Here is a 17680-nt window from a genome sequence, read left to right on the forward strand (position 1 = left end):
TCGGATGGGCAGAGCGGAGTATGTGATCTATGAGATGCCAAGGAAAAAGCCGTGTACGGAAAAGCCGTATACGGTAAATCCGGATACGGACACACCGGTTACGGAAAATCCCGCGCAATTAAGTACTAATAGAACAAGTACTGAAACAATCAATAAAAGAGAGAAGAAGGAAATCCAGCACCGGTATGGCTCATACGAAAATGTCCTTCTCTCTGACACGGAATACGGCAAGCTCCGGCAGGAGTTCCCAGGAGATTATCAGATGCGGGTGGAACGGCTCTCTGAGTATCCGCTTTGAGCTTTCTTTTATGAATATGGCTACGGATGCCTCGAATTTTGAGAAGATGGTGCGCATCCCGTACCAGAAGGATCATTTCAATCCGGTGCGCACGGAGTACAGCACCATGCTGCGCCGCCAGCTTGCCCAGGGCAACAACGGCCTGACCAAGACGAAGTACCTGACGTTTGGCATTGAAGCAGAATCCATGAAACAGGCAAAGCCGAGGCTCAATCACATTGAGATCGACCTGATGAACAACTTCAAACGCTTGGGTGTCCGGGCAAAATTGCTGAACGGTAAGGAACGGCTTCATCTGATGCACGATATGTTCCACATGGGTGACCATGACCGATTCAATTTCGATTGGAAGTGGCTGCCGGAGAGCGGGCTGTCGGTAAAGGACTTTATTGCCCCGACCGGGTTTGCCTTTCCGAAGAACCGTGTTTTTCAGATGGGTGGGATGTATGGTTCCATGTCCTATCTCCAGATTACGGCTTCCGACCTGTCGGATCAGCTGCTGAAGGACTTTCTGGATATGGAATCCAGCCAGATTGTGACCATGCACATTCAGTCGGTAGACCAGAACAAAGCAATCAAATCCATCAAGCACACCATTACGGAGCTGGATCGTTCCAAGATTGAGGAACAGAAGAAAGCTGTCCGTTCCGGATACGATATGGACATCATTCCGTCAGATTTGGCAACTTACGGCAGGGACGCAAAGGCACTGCTGAAGGAATTGCAGAGCCAGAATTAGCGTATGTTCCTGCTGACCTTTCTGGTGATGAATACCGGCGAGACGGAGCAGGAGCTGGAAACCAATGTGTTTCAAGCTTCCAGTATCGCGCAGAAGTACAACTGCAACCTGCGCCGTCTGGGCTTTCAGCAGGAGCAGGGGCTGATGAGCTGTCTGCCGCTGGCACAGAACCTGATTGAGATTCAGCGCAGCATGACTACCAGCAGCACGGCAATTTTCGTTCCGTTTACCACCCAGGAACTGTTTCAGACCGGGAAAGAGGCTCTGTACTATGGGCTGAATGCTCTGTCCAACAACCTGATTATGGTTGACCGGAAAAAGCTCAAAAACCCCAACGGGCTGATTCTGGGTACTCCCGGTTCCGGTAAATCCTTCTCTGCCAAGCGAGAAATCGCCAATGCGTTTCTGGTGACGGATGACGATGTAATTGTGTGCGATCCGGAAGCCGAGTACACGGCACTGGTGAAGAAATTTGAGGGGCAGGTCATTAAAATCAGCCCTTCCAGCGCGCAGTATATCAACCCGATGGACATCAATGCGAACTATTCGGAAGAGGATACCCTGCGAAGTTCTGTCAAATGTAGATAATCTGACAATACGAACATGGCTCACACGTAGTCTTCGACACCGAATATCAGCCAGCACACATATGAGGACGGAAAATGTAGCAGCTTTTGAAAAATTGCTTTTTCTGCTCAAAGTGCTATAATCGGAATATACCGAATACAAAGGGAGGAAAGCTCCCATGCCAAGACCGCCACGGTGCCGTCGAATTTGTGGCGTACCACAGGTCGATACATTCTGTCCTAACGGGTGCGAGAATACCGAGCCGATCCTGCTGACGCTGGACGAATACGAGGTCATTCGGCTGGTTGACTTGGAGCAGCAAACCCACGAGCAGTGTGCCGCTCAAATGGAGATTTCCCGCTCTACTGTGCAGGAGATTTACGAAAGCGCACGGAGCAAGATCGTAGCGTGTCTTGTCCACGGGAAACCGCTGCACATCACCGGGGGAAACTACCGCATCTGCGGAGGACAGGAGGCAGCTCACTGCGGCCGTTGCTGCCGGATGCAGAGAGCCAACATGGAAAAATCAGGCAAAACTTGCAAAGGAGATTCCATTATGAAAATTGCAGTTACCTATGACAACGGTCAGATCTTTCAGCATTTCGGTCACACCGAGCAGTTCAAGCTTTATGAATCTGTGAACGGCAAAATCGTCCATGCGGAAGTCGTTGATACCAACGGCAGCGGTCACGGCGCACTGGCAGGATTCCTGATGCAGAACGGCGTGGACACTTTGATTTGCGGAGGCATCGGCGGCGGTGCGCAGGCAGCACTCGCCGAAGCGGGCATCAAGCTCTACGGCGGTGTCAGCGGGGACGCTGACGCGGCGGTGAGCGCATTGCTCAACGGAAGTTTGGGCTACGATCCCAATGTTCACTGTGACCACCATGACCATGAACACGGCGAGGCTGGTCACTCCTGCGGTGACCACGGCTGCGGCAAGCATAGCTGCCATTGATATGGAACGCACACTGACACAACTTCCGTTCTGGTCATCCTTGACCGAACGCGAAATGGACACACTACGCCGAAGTGCCTTTGTCCGTCATTATAAAAAGGGTGCGTTCGTTCACAGCAGCGACAATGAATGTCTCGGAATGCTGTTTATTCTTTCCGGCGAGATCCGCACCTATCTTCTCTCTGATGAGGGGCGGGAGGTAACTCTGTTCCGCCTGTATCCGGGCGAACTATGCGTGCTTTCCGCCTCCTGCGTGATCAGTCAGATCACCTTTGATACGCAAATGACTGCCGGAATGGATACGGACATTCTGATTATCTCTGCAAATGTCATTGCTGCACTCAAGGAGAAAAATCTCCATGTCCGCTGTTTTCTCTATGAACTGGCAACGAAACGGTTTTCTGATGTGATGTGGGCGATGCAGCAGATTATGTTCAAGGGATTGGATCAGCGGCTGGCAGAATTTCTCTTTGCCGAAGCGGAACGTACCGGCTCCGACACGATACGCATGACCCATGAGCAGATCGCCCAGCACATCAGCTCGGCACGGGAGGCAGTGGCACGGATGCTCAAAAGCTTCTCGGAGGACGGGCTGGTGGAGCTGAAGCGTGGTGCAATCACGCTGCGGGATAAGAACAGACTAAATCGTCTAAAATAAAAAGAAATGTGACTTCGTTACAGAAGAAAATCATAGATTTGCTACAATAAAAGCAGAAAAACAGGAAGGAGTATCCACCATGAAAGAAACGAAATACGCAGGAACTCAAACCGAAAAAAACCTGATGGCTGCCTTTGCCGGTGAGTCCGAGGCGCGCAACAAATACACCTATTTTGCATCCAAGGCCAAGAAGGAAGGCTACGAGCAGATCGCGGCGCTGTTCCTCAAAACCGCTGATAATGAGAAGGAACACGCCAAGCTGTGGTTCAAAGAGCTGAACGGCATTGGCGACACCGCCGAAAACCTTCTCTCCGCCGCTGAGGGCGAGAACTACGAGTGGACGGATATGTACGACGGCTTTGCCAAAACCGCCGACGAGGAGGGTTTCCATGAGCTGGCCCAGCGTTTCCGCCTGGTAGCCGCCATTGAAAAGCATCATGAGGAGCGCTACCGTGCCCTGCTGCACAATGTGGAGATGGCGGAGGTCTTCGCCAAGAGTGAGGTCAAGGTATGGGAGTGCCGCAACTGCGGGCATATCGTGATCGGTGAGAAAGCACCGGAGGTCTGCCCGACCTGCAACCATCCCCAGAGCTACTTTGAAATTCACGCAGAAAACTATTAAAGAGAAAAGGAGAACGAATCATGGAGCAGAAGTTTTACATTTGCAAGCATTGCGGCAACATCATTGCCAAGGTCAAGGACACGGGCGTTCCCGTCATCTGTTGCGGTGAGCCGATGAGCGAGATCATCCCCGGTACCACCGACGCCGCCGTGGAGAAGCACGTCCCTGTCTGGACTGTGGAAAACGGCATCGTTCATGTCAAGGTCGGCTCCGTAGAGCATCCCATGCTGCCGGAGCACTACATCGAGTGGGTGTCCCTCCACACCAAGCAGGGCAACCAGCGCAAGGAACTGCACCCGGGCGAGAAGCCGGAGGTCTGCTTTGCGCTCTGCGAGGGCGACGAAGTCGAGGCGGTCTACGCCTACTGCAACCTCCACAGTCTGTGGAAAGCGTGATCGTTCTGCGCATGGTATCTTAGAACCAACATAGAGAACTGAATGTCATGTATTGCAGGCAGGAGGCAAACAAGTCATGAAAGCACATAAATATTGGTCAATCGGAGCGGTAATTACCATGTTTGGAACTTTTTGCACTGGATATAAAGGCTCAAAAACAACGCATAAGTACCTTGCGCTTAGTTCCTTGATCTGCATGGTTATGGCAGTATATACGGGTCATAAAATGATTTCAGGGAATAAGAAAACAAAGAGAGTAAAACAAGCGGAAGCTGTGGATATTCTTTGAGTAAGATAGGAATCGTTATTGTTTCTGATGACGATAAAGTCGGGCTAATGTTGTGTGCGAAATAAAAAACAAGAAAGAAGAATTTCATTATGAAATATGTATGCGATGTGTGTGGTTGGGAATACGACGAAGAAAATGGCTATCCGGAAGGCGGCATTGCACCGGGTACAAAATGGGAAGATATTCCGGATGATTTTGAATGCCCCTTATGTTTTGTTGGCAAAGACCAGTTTTCTGTGGCTGAGTAAGGAAGCACAACAAAACCTATAAACAAAGAGCCGTGAAGCAGTATGTAAGATACCGCTTCACGGCTCTTTCTCACTTATATAAAAATTTGCCGTAACGTAACCTCGTCACAGAAAAATGCTTTGTACTGCGGTATGATAAAGCCACAATCAATCAACAAGAAAGAGGTGGCGAACATGAAAATCAAGCTCAATTCCGATCAGGAGATTGTCAGCACCATCAGAGAAGGACTCAAGCGCACCGGCGGGTACTGCCCCTGCCGCAGGGAGAGCACAGAGGCGACCAAATGTATGTGCCAGGAGTTTAAGGATCAAATTGCAGATCCGGGCTTCGAGGGATTCTGCCACTGTATGCTCTATTACAAATCCTTGCAGGATTAAGGGAGGAACGCTATGCTGTCAAAGAAACTGGCCGCCATAGATAAGACGCGGTGCGTCGCCTGCGGCGTGTGTGAAAATACCTGTCCACTTGGGGCCGTCAAGGTGCGCCGCGGCTGCTACGCCGCTGTGGAGGCGGAACGATGCGTAGGCTGCGGCAAGTGCGCAAAGATCTGTCCCGTCGGCTGCATTGAGGTGAAAGTGAGGGCTGACGCATGAAAGTAAAGCATTGGTACGATTACCTGTGGGTATATGCAATCATCTATTTTGCACTGGGCTTTTTCAATATCCTGTTCGCGTGGCTGGGCATGATCGATTTTCTTCTGCCGCTGTTCTTAGCCATCTTTGGTGGGAACAAATACTTTTGCAACCACCTCTGCGGACGGGGTCAACTGTTCAGCAAGCTGGGGACAGACCTTAAATGCTCCCGCTGCAAGCCCACGCCCCGCTGGATGTCCTCCAAGTGGTTCCGTTATGGCTTTTTGATCTTTTTCCTGACGATGTTCGGCAACATGGTGTTTCAGACATATCTGGTCGCTGCGGGTACTTCGTCCCTGCGGGAGGCCATTAAGCTGTTCTGGACCTTCCGTGTGCCGTGGGGCTGGGCCTACACTGCCGGAACGGTGACAGACTGGGTAGCCCAATTCAGCTTCGGCTTTTACAGCCTCATGCTGACCTCGCTGCTCATCGGCCTCATCGTCATGGTGCTCTACAAGCCCCGTACATGGTGTGCCTTCTGCCCCATGGGAACCATGACGCAGGGGATTTGCAAGCTGAAAAACAAAGAATAAACAAAGATAACAGAAAGGAGCCTTACTCATGGCTGAACTGAAAATTACTGCTGCGAATTTTGAAAATGAGGTACTGCGTTCCGACAAGCCCATTTTGCTGGACTTCTACGCCGACTGGTGCGGACCGTGCAAAATGCTCTCTCCCATACTGCATGAGCTTGCCGAAGAAAAAAGCGGCGCGCTCAAGGTGGGAAAGGTCAATGTGGACGAGCAGATGGAGCTGGCAATGCGTTTTCAGGTGTCCAGTATCCCGATGCTGGTCGTATTCAAGGATGGAAAGGCCGTTGCCAAATCGGTGGGCTATCGGCCTAAGTCGGAGATTGCCGCAATGGTGGAGGGCGCAAGATGAAAGTTGTAATCGTAGGCGGTGTGGCGGGCGGTGCTTCTGCCGCCGCCCGCATCCGCCGTTTGGATGAACACGCGCAGATCATCATGATCGAGCGCAGCGGCTATGTGTCCTATGCCAACTGCGGTCTGCCGTATTATGTGGGCGGTGTGATCAAGGAGCAGGAAGAATTGACGCTGCAAACTCCGGAGAGCTTTTGGGATCGCTTTCGCATTGATGTGCGAGTACGGCAGGAAGTAACTGCGATCAATCCCGCAGAGAAAACCGTCACCGTCCACGCACTGGACAGCGGGAAGGTCTACACGGAAACCTATGACAAACTGCTTCTTGCACCCGGCGCAAAGCCGACGATTCCTGCGCTTTCCGGTGTGGACAGCGAGCGGGTCTTTACCCTGCGCACCGTGGAAGACACCCTCCGCATTCGACGCTTTGTAGAGGATCAGAAGCCGAAAACCGCTGTTTTGGCTGGCGGCGGCTTTATCGGTCTGGAAATGGCGGAAAACCTTGTGGAGATGGGCGTTTCGGTTACCATCGTCCAGCGTCTGAAGCAGCTATTAGCGCCGCTGGATGCGGATATGGCCAGCTTTGTCCATGCGGAAATGCGCAGACACGGTGTGGCTCTGCGGTTGGATGAAACCGTCACCGGATTCCGACAGGACGGAGATTCCGTGCTGACGCTGCTGGAGGAAAGTGAGCCGCTGCGCTCCGACATGGTGCTGCTGGCCATCGGCGTCACGCCGGACACCCATCTGGCAAAAGAGGCCGGACTTGAGCTGGGCATCCGGGGCAGCATCGCTGTCAACGAGCGGATGGAAACCTCCGTGCCGGATATCTACGCTGTGGGCGATGCCGTAGAGGTCACCCATTTCGTGACCGGCCAAAAAGCATTGATCTCGCTGGCGGGGCCTGCCAACAAGCAGGGACGCATTGCCGCTGACAATATCTGCGGCGGAAACAGCCGCTTTCACGGCTCTCAGGGCTCGTCTGTTCTGAAACTGTTTGGCTTGACAGCGGCCTCCACGGGGATCAATGAGAAGGCAGCGCAGGCAGCAGGGATCGCTTACGACAAAGTCGTATTATTCCCGGCATCCCACGCTATCTATTATCCCGGCGCACAGTCTATGGCAATGAAGGTGATGTATGAAAAAGAAAGCCTGCGGCTGCTGGGTGCGCAGATCGTTGGCGGCGAGGGCGTGGACAAGCGCATTGATGTACTGGCAACGGCCATTCGCGCAAAAATGACAGCCTTGGAACTGACGGAGCTTGACCTTTCCTATGCGCCGCCCTATTCCTCTGCCAAAGACCCGGTCAATATGGCCGGTTTTATGATCGAGGATTTGGAGAGCGGGAAGGTACGGCAGTTCCATTGGAATGAGGTTGAGGACTTGCCTTGCGATGGCAATGCGACACTGCTGGATGTCCGTACAGAAGGCGAATATCGGCGTGGGCACTTGAATGGATTCCGCAATATTCCACTGGACGATCTGCGGGAGCATTTGGACGAGTTAGACCGGGGTAAGCCTGTTTATGTGAATTGCCAGACAGGGCTTCGCAGTTATCTGGCCTGCCGACTTTTGACGCAGTACGGTTTCACCTGTTCCCATCTCTCCGGCGGATACAGTTTTTATCAGGTCGTAATACAAGAGCGGCAGACAGCGCGGAGCGCCTATCCCTGCGGAATGGAGAAGCTATGAGTGAGAATTTATTTGGCTTGACGGTTGCGGCAGATAAAGGCTTAGATGATTTGCAGTGCCAGCGCCTTTTAAGCGAAAATCGCAGGTATCAGGAAGTCATGCTGCAATACCGATGTGCGCTGAAAGCACTGGAAAGCAGGTTGGAAATTCTAAACGAAGAGTTTTCATTGCAGCATGATCGCAATCCGATAGAAAGTATAAAAAGCCGCTTGAAGTCGCCGTCCAGCATTATGAATAAGATGCAGAAACGCGGACTTCCTCTGGATTTTCCGACCATGCAGACAAATATCATGGATATTGCCGGTGTGCGGGTGATCTGCTCTTTCGAGGAGGATGTGTTCTTTTTGGCAAAGTGCTTAAAAAAACAGTCTGACATTGAAATCATCACAGAGAAAGATTATATTTCACACCCTAAGCCAAATGGCTATCGCAGTCTGCACCTGACGCTCCGGCTGCCGGTATTCTTTGCGGAAAAAGTGATCCATGTGCCGGTGGAGATACAACTCCGTACAATCGCTATGGACTTCTGGGCAAGCCTTGAGCATACCATCCGCTATAAGAAAAACTTGCCGATAAATGCTGAAGTCGAAACTGAACTGAAAGAGTGCGCCGATTCCAGCAGAGAATGGGACGGTAAGATGGAACATTTACTGCATATCATAACATAATGTGTCGAATATAAAATGAAAAGCACGCACTTTGGTGCTTGCCTTGGACTTGCCAGGGACCGCCTTATCCGCCTTGGGTGGGCGACCCCTGCGACCCCCAACCAATTTCTCCGCTTTCTGGTTTTCAGGCATAGTCTTTTCTGCTTTCGGCGGACTGCCACGGCACAGCTTTTTCGGCTTCTATATTGTAAGGAACATGGCTTTTCGCTGAATGGAAAGCGAAGCTGACCCGGGCTGGAGCGGTCTGTGTTAAAACGATATATTTTTTTGGAAATTATCTTGATAAAATTTATCAAGATTGATATAATGGCATTAACAAGCAAGCGAAAAGAGGATGTGGAGCATGATCATCACCAAAGAGACGGACTACGCACTGCGCATTTTGCGGGTGCTGCTGGACGGGGAGAAGCATTCGGTGGCCGAGATGTCGGAAACGGAATTGATCCCCAATCAGTTTGCCTACCAGATTCTGCGCAAGCTCTCCGCCGGCAATTTGGTGCGGGTGAGCCGCGGCGCCCTCGGCGGCTGCGCGCTGTCCTGCGATCTGGACGCGACCTCCCTCTACGATCTCATGGGGGTCGTGGGGGAGCGGGGCATCCTGTGCGCCTGCATGGAGCCGGGATATGAATGCCGCTGGCAGGACAAGCATGGGCGGTGCGCCATCCACTGTCAGCTGGCGGCCTTGCAGCAAAAGCAGGACGAGGCGTTCCGTGCCGTGAGCCTGCGCAGGCTGCTGACCGGCGGATCCGATCCCCAAGATACAAGCAAGCTGTAAAATTTTAAGAGGAGGTACCCATATGCTGTTTCAAACCACGGCGGCGCACGAAGAGCTGCGCGCGAAGATCCGGAGTTTTGCGGAGGAGGAGATCAAGCCCCTCGCATTTTTAATGGATCAGAACAATGAGTTTCCCGAGGAGGCTGTCAAGAAGCTGGGTAAGCTGGGCTGGATGGGCATTCCCTACCCCAAGGAGTACGGCGGTGCCGGTCTTGATGCCCTGAGCTACGCCATCGCGGTGGAGGAGCTGGCCCGTGTGGACGGCGGCGCGGGCGTAATCCTCTCCGCCCACGTCTCCCTAGGCTCATGGCCCATTTTCGCCTATGGCACCGAGGAGCAGAAGAAGAAATATCTGGTTCCGCTGGCCAAGGGCGAGAAGATCGGCGCCTTCGGCCTCACGGAGTCCAACGCCGGATCCGACGCCGGCGGCACGGAGACCACGGCGCTGGATAAGGGGGACTACTACCTCCTCAACGGCGGCAAGATCTTCATTACCAACGCCCCTAAGGCGGACACCTATGTGGTTTTCGCCGTCACCACGCCGGACATCGGCACCCGGGGCATCTCCGCTTTCATCGTGGAGAAGGGCTGGAAGGGCTTTGAGTTCGGCGACCACTATGACAAGATGGGCATTCGCTCCTCCTCCACGGCGGAGCTGATCTTCAACGACGTGAAGGTTCCCAAGGAAAACCTATTGGGCAAGGAGGGCGAGGGCTTCAAGATTGCCATGTCCACGCTGGACGGCGGACGCATCGGCATCGCCGCGCAGGCGCTGGGCATCGCCCAAGGCGCGTTTGAGCACGCGTTGAGCTATTCCAAGGAGCGCGTCCAGTTCGGCAAGCCCATCGCGGCCCAGCAGAGCATCGCCTTCAAGCTGGCGGATATGGCCACCAAGCTGCGCTGCGCCCGGTTCCTCATCTACTCCGCGGCGGAGCTGAAGGAGCAGCACGCGCCTTACGGCATGGAGTCCGCCATGGCGAAGATGTACGCCTCGGACATCGCGCTGGAGGTCACCAACGATGCCTTGCAGATCCACGGCGGCAGTGGCTTCCTCAAGGGCATGGAGGTGGAACGGGCCTACCGCGACGCCAAGATCACCACCATCTACGAGGGCACTAACGAGATCCAGCGGGTGGTCATCGCCTCTCATCTGGTGGGCAGGCTGGGCAAGAGCTCCGGCGGCGAGAGCCGTTCGGCGGCCAAGAAACCCGCGCCCATCACCGGCATTCGCAAAAAGACCATCTTCCGGGAAGGGGATGCTGCCCAGCAGGTGGCCGACCTTGTAGCGGCGCTGAAGAAGGATGGTCACGACTTCTCCGTGGGCATCCCTATGGATACGCCCATCCCGCAGGCGGAGCGGGTGGTCTCCGCGGGCAAGGGCATCGGGGAGAAAAAGAACATGAAACTGGTAGAGTCGCTGGCCAAGGCTGCCGGCGCGGCCATCGGTTCTTCCCGCCCTGTGGCGGAGACTCTCAAATATCTGCCGCTGAACCGCTATGTGGGTATGTCCGGTCAGAAGTTCACCGGCAATCTGTACATCGCCTGTGGCATCTCCGGCGCATCCCAGCACCTTAAGGGCATCAAGGACGCCTCCACCATCGTGGCCATCAATAAGAACGGTAACGCGCCTATCTTCAAGAACTGCGACTACGGCATCGTGGGCGATGTGGAGGAGATCCTGCCCCTGCTCACTGCTGCGCTGGATAGCGGCGAAAAGCTGCCCGCGCCGCCTATGGTAAAGATGAAGCGGCCCACACCGCCGAAGCCCGCCCCCATCGGCGACCGTTACGTCTGCAGCGGCTGCGGCTACGAGTATGTGCCGGAGTTGGGCGACGAGGACGGCGAGATCGCGCCGGGTACGCTCTTTGAGCAGCTTCCCGCCGAGTGGGTGTGCCCGGAGTGCGCGGAGACGAAGGATCAATTTGTAAAGGCTTGAGCCGTGAAGGAGGTAAGATAAGATGTATTGCGTGCGTAAAGTAACAAACGACCTCTACTGGGTGGGCGCCAACGACCATCGCCTGGCCCTGTTTGAAAACTGCTTTCCCATTCCCCGGGGCGTAAGCTACAACGCTTACTGCCTGCTGGATGAAAAGACGGTGCTCTTTGACACGGTGGACTGGTCTGCCTGCCGCCAGCTTTTGGAAAATCTGGCGTATGTGCTGGATGGCCGCGAGCTGGACTACCTGCTGGTCAACCATCTGGAGCCGGATCACGCCGCCTGCATCGAGGAGATCCTGCTGCGCCATCCTAAGGTGAAGCTGATCTCCAACGAGAAGGCATTCATGCTCATGCGGCAGTTCGGCTTCCATGTGGACGGACATGAGTGCATCGAGGTGAAGGAGGGCGACACCTTCTCCTTTGGCAAGCACACCGTCACCTTTGTGGGCGCGCCTATGGTTCACTGGCCGGAGGCCATGGTGACCCTCGACGTCACCGACGGCGTCCTCTTTTCCGCCGACGCCTTCGGCACCTTCGGCGCGCTGGACGGTAAGCTGTTCGCCGACGAGGTGGACTTCGAGCGGGACTGGCTGGACGACGCCCGCCGCTATCTCACCAACATCGTGGGCAAGTACGGCCCCCACATCCAGCTCCTGCTGAAAAAGGCCGGCGGCGTTTTGGATCAGATCCAGTACATCTGCCCGCTCCACGGCCCCGTGTGGCGCAAGGATCTGGGCTGGTTCATCGAAAAGTACGACACATGGAGCCGCTATGCCCCTGAGACCCAGGGCGTGCTCATCGTCTACGCCTCCATGTACGGCAACACGGAGAACGCGGCGCAGGCGCTGGCGGCGTCGCTCTGCGATAAGGGCATGAGCAAGGTGGCGATGTACGATGTGTCCTCCACTCATGTCTCCCAGCTGATTTCCGAGGCGTTTAAGTACAGTCACATTGTCCTGGCCTCTGTGACCTACAATCTCGGCATCTACCCCGCCATGCATGACTTCCTCATGGATATGAAGGCACTGAATCTGCAAAACCGCACCTTTGCCATCATTGAAAACGGCTCATGGGCGGTGAAGTCCGGTGACCTCATGCAGAAATTTGTCAACGATGAGCTTAAGAACATGACGGTGCTCAACGAGCGGCTCAGCCTCGCCTCGTCCATGGGCACGGACAAGCGCACTGAGCTGGAAGCACTGGCGGACGCCATTCTGGAATCTATGAAGTAACTGGCAGGAAAGCCAAAACCAAGACAACAGACAACAAACAGCCCCGCCGTGTCGGCTGCAGAAAAACCGGCTTTCAAAAATAGAGCGGGCAAGCGTGATACTGCGCTTGCCCGCTCTTTGCCCAAAAGGACATGAAAAGTGACCGGAGAAGATGAGAGGATCGAAATGGAGATCAGAAAACGAAACGGGAAGTCTGTTCCTTTTCAACAGGAGAAAATTTTCAACGCCATGAAAAAAGCGTTTGATGGACAGGGAAGGGAGATTGGGGGCGGAGAACTGGAGGAGATCCTCGCCGCCGTTCTCAACAATCTCTCCGTCACAGTACCGCTCACCGTGGAACGTGTGCAGGACGAGGTGGAGCGGACGCTCATGGAGCGCGGACACTATGAGGTGGCCAAGGCGTACATCCTCTATCGCGAAAAGCGGTCTGCGCTGCGCCGCGTCCGGCATACCATCGCGCAGACGGTGGGGGATAACTCGCTTGACGAGGTGCTGCGCCGTATCCAGATGGATTTTACCGAGGAAATCTACTCCCTCGCGGCGCTTCAAATGAAGTTTGAGAGCTTCTGTCGCCCGGGCATGACGGAGGATGAGAGGGCTGAGGCACTGACCAAGGCAGCGGTAGAGCTGACTACGGCAGAGGCACCCAAGTGGGAGTTCATCGCGGCGCGGCTTCTGAACCACTCCTTTCGCTGTCGCAACGCACAGGAATGGGAGGGGCGCGGCGTCGGCGACCTCTATGGCAGGCTTCGCTATCTGACGGATAAGGGACTCTACGGTGACTATATTCTTGCCCACTATACCCACGAGGAGATCGCTATGGCGGAGGACTTTCTCTGCCCGGAACGGGACGAGTTGTTCACCTACTCCGGCCTTGACCTGCTGCTCAAACGCTATGTGATCCAGTCACGCAGCCGCGTGCCGCTGGAAACACCGCAGGAGATGTTTTTGGGTATCGCGCTGCATCTTGCTATGAACGAAGGCTCTGACCGCATGGGGTGGGTAAAACGCTTTTACGATATGCTCAGCCGTATGGAGGTCACGATGGCGACACCTACCATGTCCAACGCACGAAAGCCCTACCATCAGCTTTCAAGCTGCTTTGTGGACACTGTGCCGGACAGTCTGGACGGCATCTACCGCTCGCTGGACAACTTCGCAAAGGTCTCTAAATTTGGCGGTGGAATGGGGATGTACTTCGGTAAGGTGCGCGCTGCAGGCAGCACCATCCGCGGCTTTCAAGGGGCGGCGGGCGGTGTTATCCGCTGGATCCGGTTGGTCAACGACACCGCCGTGGCGGTGGATCAGTTGGGGATGCGGCAGGGCGCTGCGGCGGTTTACTTAGACGCATGGCACCGGGATCTGCCTGAATTCCTTCAACTGCGCACCAACAACGGCGACGACCGCATGAAGGCGCATGATGTGTTTCCCGCCGTGTGCTATCCGGATCTCTTCTGGCGACTGGCGGAGGAGAACATAGACGCGCCGTGGCATCTCATGTGTCCGCATGAGATCCTCACGGTCAAGGGCTACGCACTGGAGGATTACTGGGGTACGGAATGGGAGAAGCGGTATCTGGACTGCGTCAATGACCCGCGCATCGAAAAGCGCAGCGTCACCGTCAAGGACATCGTGCGGCTGGTGCTTCGCTCGGCAGTGGAGACCGGCACGCCCTTCGCCTTCAACCGCGACAGCGTAAATCGTATGAACCCAAACGGCCACACGGGAATGATCTATTGCTCCAATCTCTGCACGGAGATCGCACAGAACATGGCGCCCATCGAGCATATCAGCACTGAGGTGCACACGGAGAACGGCGACACAGTGGTGGTGACGGCCACACTCCCCGGTGAGTTTGTGGTCTGCAACCTGGCGAGTCTGTCTCTCGGTAATCTGGCGGTGGAGGACGAGGCCTATATGGAACGCACGGTGGAAACGGCCATCCGCGCACTGGATAATGTGATCGACCTCAACTTCTACCCGTTGGAATACGCGCGGCTTACCAATCAGAAGTACCGCAGCATCGGCCTGGGCGTCAGCGGCTACCACCACATGCTGGCAAAGCGCGGCATCCGATGGGAGAGCGATGAGCACCTTGCCTTCACCGATGCGGTATTCGAGCATATCAACTACGCCGCCGTCAAGGCGGACACAGCACTGGCACGGGAAAAGGGCCGCTATGCGCTCTTTGAGGGCAGCGACTGGCAGACAGGCGCGTATTTTGAAAAGCGAGGTTATACCTCAGAAAAGTGGCGGGCGCTTGCGGAAACGGTGGCGGTGCAGGGAATGCGCAACGCCTATCTGCTGGCTGTCGCACCCACTTCCAGCACATCCATCCTCTCCGGCACGTCGGCGGGCATCGATCCAATTATGAAGAAATTCTTTTTAGAGGAAAAAAAGGGCAGCATGCTGCCCCGCGTTGCTCCGGAGCTTTCTATGGATACATGGTGGTACTATAAGGCGGCGCATCTGATCGACCAAAGCTGGTCGGTACGCGCCGCGGGCTTTCGCCAGAGACATATTGACCAGGCGCAGAGCATGAATCTCTATATCACCAACGACTATTCCATGCGTCAGGTGCTCAGACTGTATTTGGAGGCGTGGAGGGCCGGCGTCAAGACCATTTATTATGTCCGCAGCAAGGCCCTTGAGGTCGAGGCCTGTGAAAGCTGCTCGTCATAAGGAGGATAGCATGATGGAACTGAAGAAAAAGCCCCTCTTTAACCCGGAGGGCGACCTTGATGTGCGCCTGCGGCGCATGATCGGCGGCAATACCACCAACCTCAACGACTTCAACAATATGAAGTACGCTTGGGTCAGCGACTGGTACCGGCAGGCCATGAACAACTTTTGGATCCCTGAGGAGATCAATCTCTCGCAGGATGTGAAGGACTATCCCCGCCTGCTGTCAGCCGAGCGCAGCGCCTACGATAAAATTCTGAGTTTTCTTGTCTTTTTGGATTCCATTCAGACAGCGAACCTGCCTAATATCGGCGCCTACATTACAGCCAACGAGGTCAATCTCTGCCTGTCCATTCAGGCGTTTCAGGAGTGTGTCCACTCACAGAGCTACAGCTATATGCTCGACACCATCTGTTCCCCCGTGGAGCGCAATGACATCCTCTACCAATGGAAAACGGACGAGCATCTGCTGCGCCGCAACACCTTCATTGGGGACTGCTACAACGAGTTTCAGGAGCGGAAGGACGCTCCCACGCTGCTGCGCGTGATGATGGCGAACTATATTTTGGAGGGCATCTATTTTTATAGCGGCTTTATGTTCTTCTACAATCTCTCCCGAAACGGGAAGATGCCCGGCTCGGCGCAGGAGATCCGCTATATAAACCGCGACGAGAACACGCACTTGTGGCTGTTCCGCAATATCATCACGGAGCTGCAAAAGGAGCAGCCGGAGTTGTTCACCGCCGAGAGCGTACAAGCGCTGCGCGAGATGATGCGTGAGGGCGTGGAGCAGGAGATCGCATGGGGGCATTATGTGATCGGCGACGACATCCCGGGGTTGAACCGGCAGATGATTAGCGATTACATCCGCTATCTCGGGAATCTTCGCTGGACGAGCCTTGGCTATCCGGCATTGTATCCGGGCTTTGAGAGCGAACCGGAGAGCATGGAATGGGTCAGCCAGTACGCTGACGCCAATATGGTCAAGACCGATTTCTTTGAGGCACGCAGTACCGCCTACGCCAAGAGCACCGCACTGATAGACGATTTATAAGAAAACCAAAGACATCAGAATAGGAGGTATTTTTTATATGGATATCCGAACGGTAACAGATGCCATCCGCTATGTAGGGGTGGATGATAACACATTGGCACTCTTTGAAAACCAGTACCCCGTCCAGCCTATGGGAGTGAGCTACAACTCCTATGTCATTCTGGACGAGAAAATCGCCGTGATGGACAGCGTGGACGCACGGGCGGCGGAGGAATGGCTTTCCAATGTAGCGCAGGTGTTGGGGGGGCGCAACCCCGATTATCTTGTGGTCACACACATGGAGCCGGATCATTCCGGCAGCCTCATGCGGATAGCGCAAGAGTACCCGGAGATGAAGATCGTGGGAAACGCGAAAACATTTACCCTGATCAAGCAGTTCTTTGGCACGGGTGCATTGTCGGAAGACCGTATGCTGGAGGTTGGCGAGGGCAGCACGATCTCTCTGGGCTCACACCGGCTGCGCTTCCTGCTGGCACCGATGGTACACTGGCCGGAGGTGATGACGGCGTATGAGGAAACGGAAAAAATCCTGTTCTCGGCGGATGCCTTCGGACGCTTTGGCTCACTGGAACGGACTGCCCGTGCCCCCTGGGTGCCGCAGGCCCGACGGTATTATTACAATATTATCGGGAAATATGGCGCACAGGTGCAGGCTCTGCTGAAAAAGACCTCCGCGCTGGAGACCCAAACGATCTGCCCGCTCCATGGTCCCGTGCTTACAGAAGGGCTGGAGGAGTGTCTGCGGCTCTATGATCTCTGGTCACAATGGGAACCAGAAGAATCGGAGAGCATACTGATTGCCCACGCATCCATCCATGGAAATACTGCCCATGCGGCGAAGACCCTCAAGGGTAAATTAGAGAAAAAAGGCGTGCAGGTCAGCATATGTGATCTCACTGTGACAGATCTTTCCTACGCTGTTGCCAGTGCGTTCTACTGCGGGAAACTGGTGTTGGCCTGCTCCACTTATGACGGAGGACTGTTCCCGCCCATGAAGGCCTTTTTGGATCATTTACAGACAAAGGGATTCCGAAACCGCCGGATCGGCCTCATGGAAAACGGCTCATGGGCCCCTGCTGCCGCGCGGCTGATGCGCGCCGAGTTGGAAAAGATGAAGGAACTCCGACTGTGTGAAACGGAGGTATCGCTGCGCGGCGCACTGAACCAAACCAGCGAAGCGCAGATGGACGCTCTTGTGGCGGAGCTCTGCGCGGAATAAGCTGCAACAAACCGCAGCTATTCTCGTACAGATGATGGTCTTACTCATCTGCTTTATGTCCCAAGGGCAGAGTACCGTCATCTCAGGTTGAGGTCACGATGTGGTGTGGGGCGAGAACGGAGTCTTGAGAAT

19 protein-coding genes and 1 pseudogene are annotated in these 17680 nt (G+C 54.7%); all 20 read left to right on the forward strand.

Annotated features, from left to right (window positions below; genetic code table 11):
• The first annotated feature begins 4 nt into the window (after positions 1-4).
• The 20 genes and pseudogenes from DW739_RS15090 (at position 5) to DW739_RS06465 (ending at position 17548) form a co-directional block, all read left to right on the forward strand.
• On the forward strand, positions 5-298 hold the full coding sequence (locus DW739_RS15090; protein ID WP_243017764.1) for a hypothetical protein: 294 nt from the start codon (positions 5-7) through the stop codon (positions 296-298).
• A pseudogene (locus tag DW739_RS06375) lies at positions 285-1595 on the forward strand (DUF87 domain-containing protein); the annotation flags it as partial. The gene DW739_RS15090 and the pseudogene DW739_RS06375, both read left to right, overlap by 14 nt.
• Positions 1596-1782: 187 nt before the next feature.
• Positions 1783-2562: a DUF134 domain-containing protein gene (locus DW739_RS06380; RefSeq protein WP_118742808.1), complete on the forward strand. Its 780-nt coding sequence runs from the start codon at positions 1783-1785 to the stop codon at positions 2560-2562.
• A 1-nt stretch (position 2563) separates the two neighbouring features.
• On the forward strand, positions 2564-3220 hold the full coding sequence (locus DW739_RS06385) for a Crp/Fnr family transcriptional regulator (protein ID WP_107000764.1): 657 nt from the start codon (positions 2564-2566) through the stop codon (positions 3218-3220).
• Positions 3221-3299: 79 nt separating this feature from the next.
• Positions 3300-3842, forward strand: a complete 543-nt coding sequence (rbr, locus tag DW739_RS06390; RefSeq protein ID WP_107000763.1) for a rubrerythrin — start codon at positions 3300-3302, stop codon at positions 3840-3842.
• Between the two features lie 20 nt (positions 3843-3862).
• Positions 3863-4237, forward strand: coding sequence for a desulfoferrodoxin family protein (locus tag DW739_RS06395; protein ID WP_033120174.1), 375 nt, complete (start codon positions 3863-3865; stop codon positions 4235-4237).
• A gap of 76 nt (positions 4238-4313) precedes the next feature.
• Positions 4314-4526 (forward strand): DUF6219 family protein, encoded by a 213-nt coding sequence (locus tag DW739_RS06400; protein ID WP_107000761.1) that lies wholly within the window; start codon positions 4314-4316, stop codon positions 4524-4526.
• Between the two features lie 89 nt (positions 4527-4615).
• Positions 4616-4774 (forward strand): rubredoxin, encoded by a 159-nt coding sequence (locus DW739_RS06405; RefSeq protein WP_107000760.1) that lies wholly within the window; start codon positions 4616-4618, stop codon positions 4772-4774.
• Positions 4775-4906: 132 nt separating this feature from the next.
• Positions 4907-5152: a ferredoxin-thioredoxin reductase catalytic domain-containing protein gene (locus DW739_RS06410; RefSeq protein WP_107001011.1), complete on the forward strand. Its 246-nt coding sequence runs from the start codon at positions 4907-4909 to the stop codon at positions 5150-5152.
• A 12-nt stretch (positions 5153-5164) separates the two neighbouring features.
• Positions 5165-5368, forward strand: a complete 204-nt coding sequence (locus tag DW739_RS06415) for a 4Fe-4S binding protein (protein WP_107000759.1) — start codon at positions 5165-5167, stop codon at positions 5366-5368.
• Positions 5365-5940 (forward strand): 4Fe-4S binding protein, encoded by a 576-nt coding sequence (locus tag DW739_RS06420; protein WP_117796821.1) that lies wholly within the window; start codon positions 5365-5367, stop codon positions 5938-5940. The genes DW739_RS06415 and DW739_RS06420 overlap by 4 nt, the downstream gene beginning before the upstream one ends.
• Positions 5941-5968: 28 nt before the next feature.
• Positions 5969-6289, forward strand: a complete 321-nt coding sequence (gene trxA, locus DW739_RS06425; RefSeq protein WP_107000757.1) for a thioredoxin — start codon at positions 5969-5971, stop codon at positions 6287-6289.
• The gene (locus DW739_RS06430; protein WP_107000756.1) at positions 6286-7980 is read left to right on the forward strand and encodes an FAD-dependent oxidoreductase; all 1695 of its coding nucleotides are present in this window, start codon (positions 6286-6288) and stop codon (positions 7978-7980) included. The genes trxA and DW739_RS06430 overlap by 4 nt, the downstream gene beginning before the upstream one ends.
• Complete coding sequence (locus tag DW739_RS06435) at positions 7977-8648, forward strand: GTP pyrophosphokinase family protein (protein ID WP_107000755.1); 672 nt, start codon at positions 7977-7979, stop codon at positions 8646-8648. Before DW739_RS06430 ends, DW739_RS06435 begins: the two co-directional genes overlap by 4 nt.
• Before the next feature lie 343 nt (positions 8649-8991).
• Positions 8992-9423 (forward strand): Rrf2 family transcriptional regulator, encoded by a 432-nt coding sequence (locus tag DW739_RS06440; RefSeq protein ID WP_015553424.1) that lies wholly within the window; start codon positions 8992-8994, stop codon positions 9421-9423.
• Between the two features lie 22 nt (positions 9424-9445).
• A complete protein-coding gene (locus tag DW739_RS06445; RefSeq protein ID WP_107000754.1) occupies positions 9446-11359 on the forward strand; it encodes an acyl-CoA dehydrogenase family protein in 1914 nt (637 codons plus the stop codon).
• Between the two features lie 22 nt (positions 11360-11381).
• The gene (locus DW739_RS06450) at positions 11382-12593 is read left to right on the forward strand and encodes an FprA family A-type flavoprotein (protein WP_107000753.1); all 1212 of its coding nucleotides are present in this window, start codon (positions 11382-11384) and stop codon (positions 12591-12593) included.
• Positions 12594-12758: 165 nt separating this feature from the next.
• Positions 12759-15275 carry a ribonucleoside-diphosphate reductase subunit alpha gene (locus DW739_RS06455; RefSeq protein ID WP_181357201.1) on the forward strand — a complete coding sequence of 839 codons (2517 nt, stop codon included), beginning with the start codon at positions 12759-12761 and terminating at the stop codon, positions 15273-15275.
• Between the two features lie 10 nt (positions 15276-15285).
• On the forward strand, positions 15286-16329 hold the full coding sequence (locus DW739_RS06460) for a ribonucleotide-diphosphate reductase subunit beta (protein ID WP_117796824.1): 1044 nt from the start codon (positions 15286-15288) through the stop codon (positions 16327-16329).
• A gap of 37 nt (positions 16330-16366) precedes the next feature.
• A complete protein-coding gene (locus DW739_RS06465; protein ID WP_118742809.1) occupies positions 16367-17548 on the forward strand; it encodes an MBL fold metallo-hydrolase in 1182 nt (393 codons plus the stop codon).
• Positions 17549-17680: the final 132 nt, after the last annotated feature.

The sequence above is a fragment of the Clostridium sp. AM28-20LB genome, assembly GCF_003480665.1.
GTDB lineage: Bacteria > Bacillota > Clostridia > Lachnospirales > Lachnospiraceae > Otoolea > Otoolea fessa.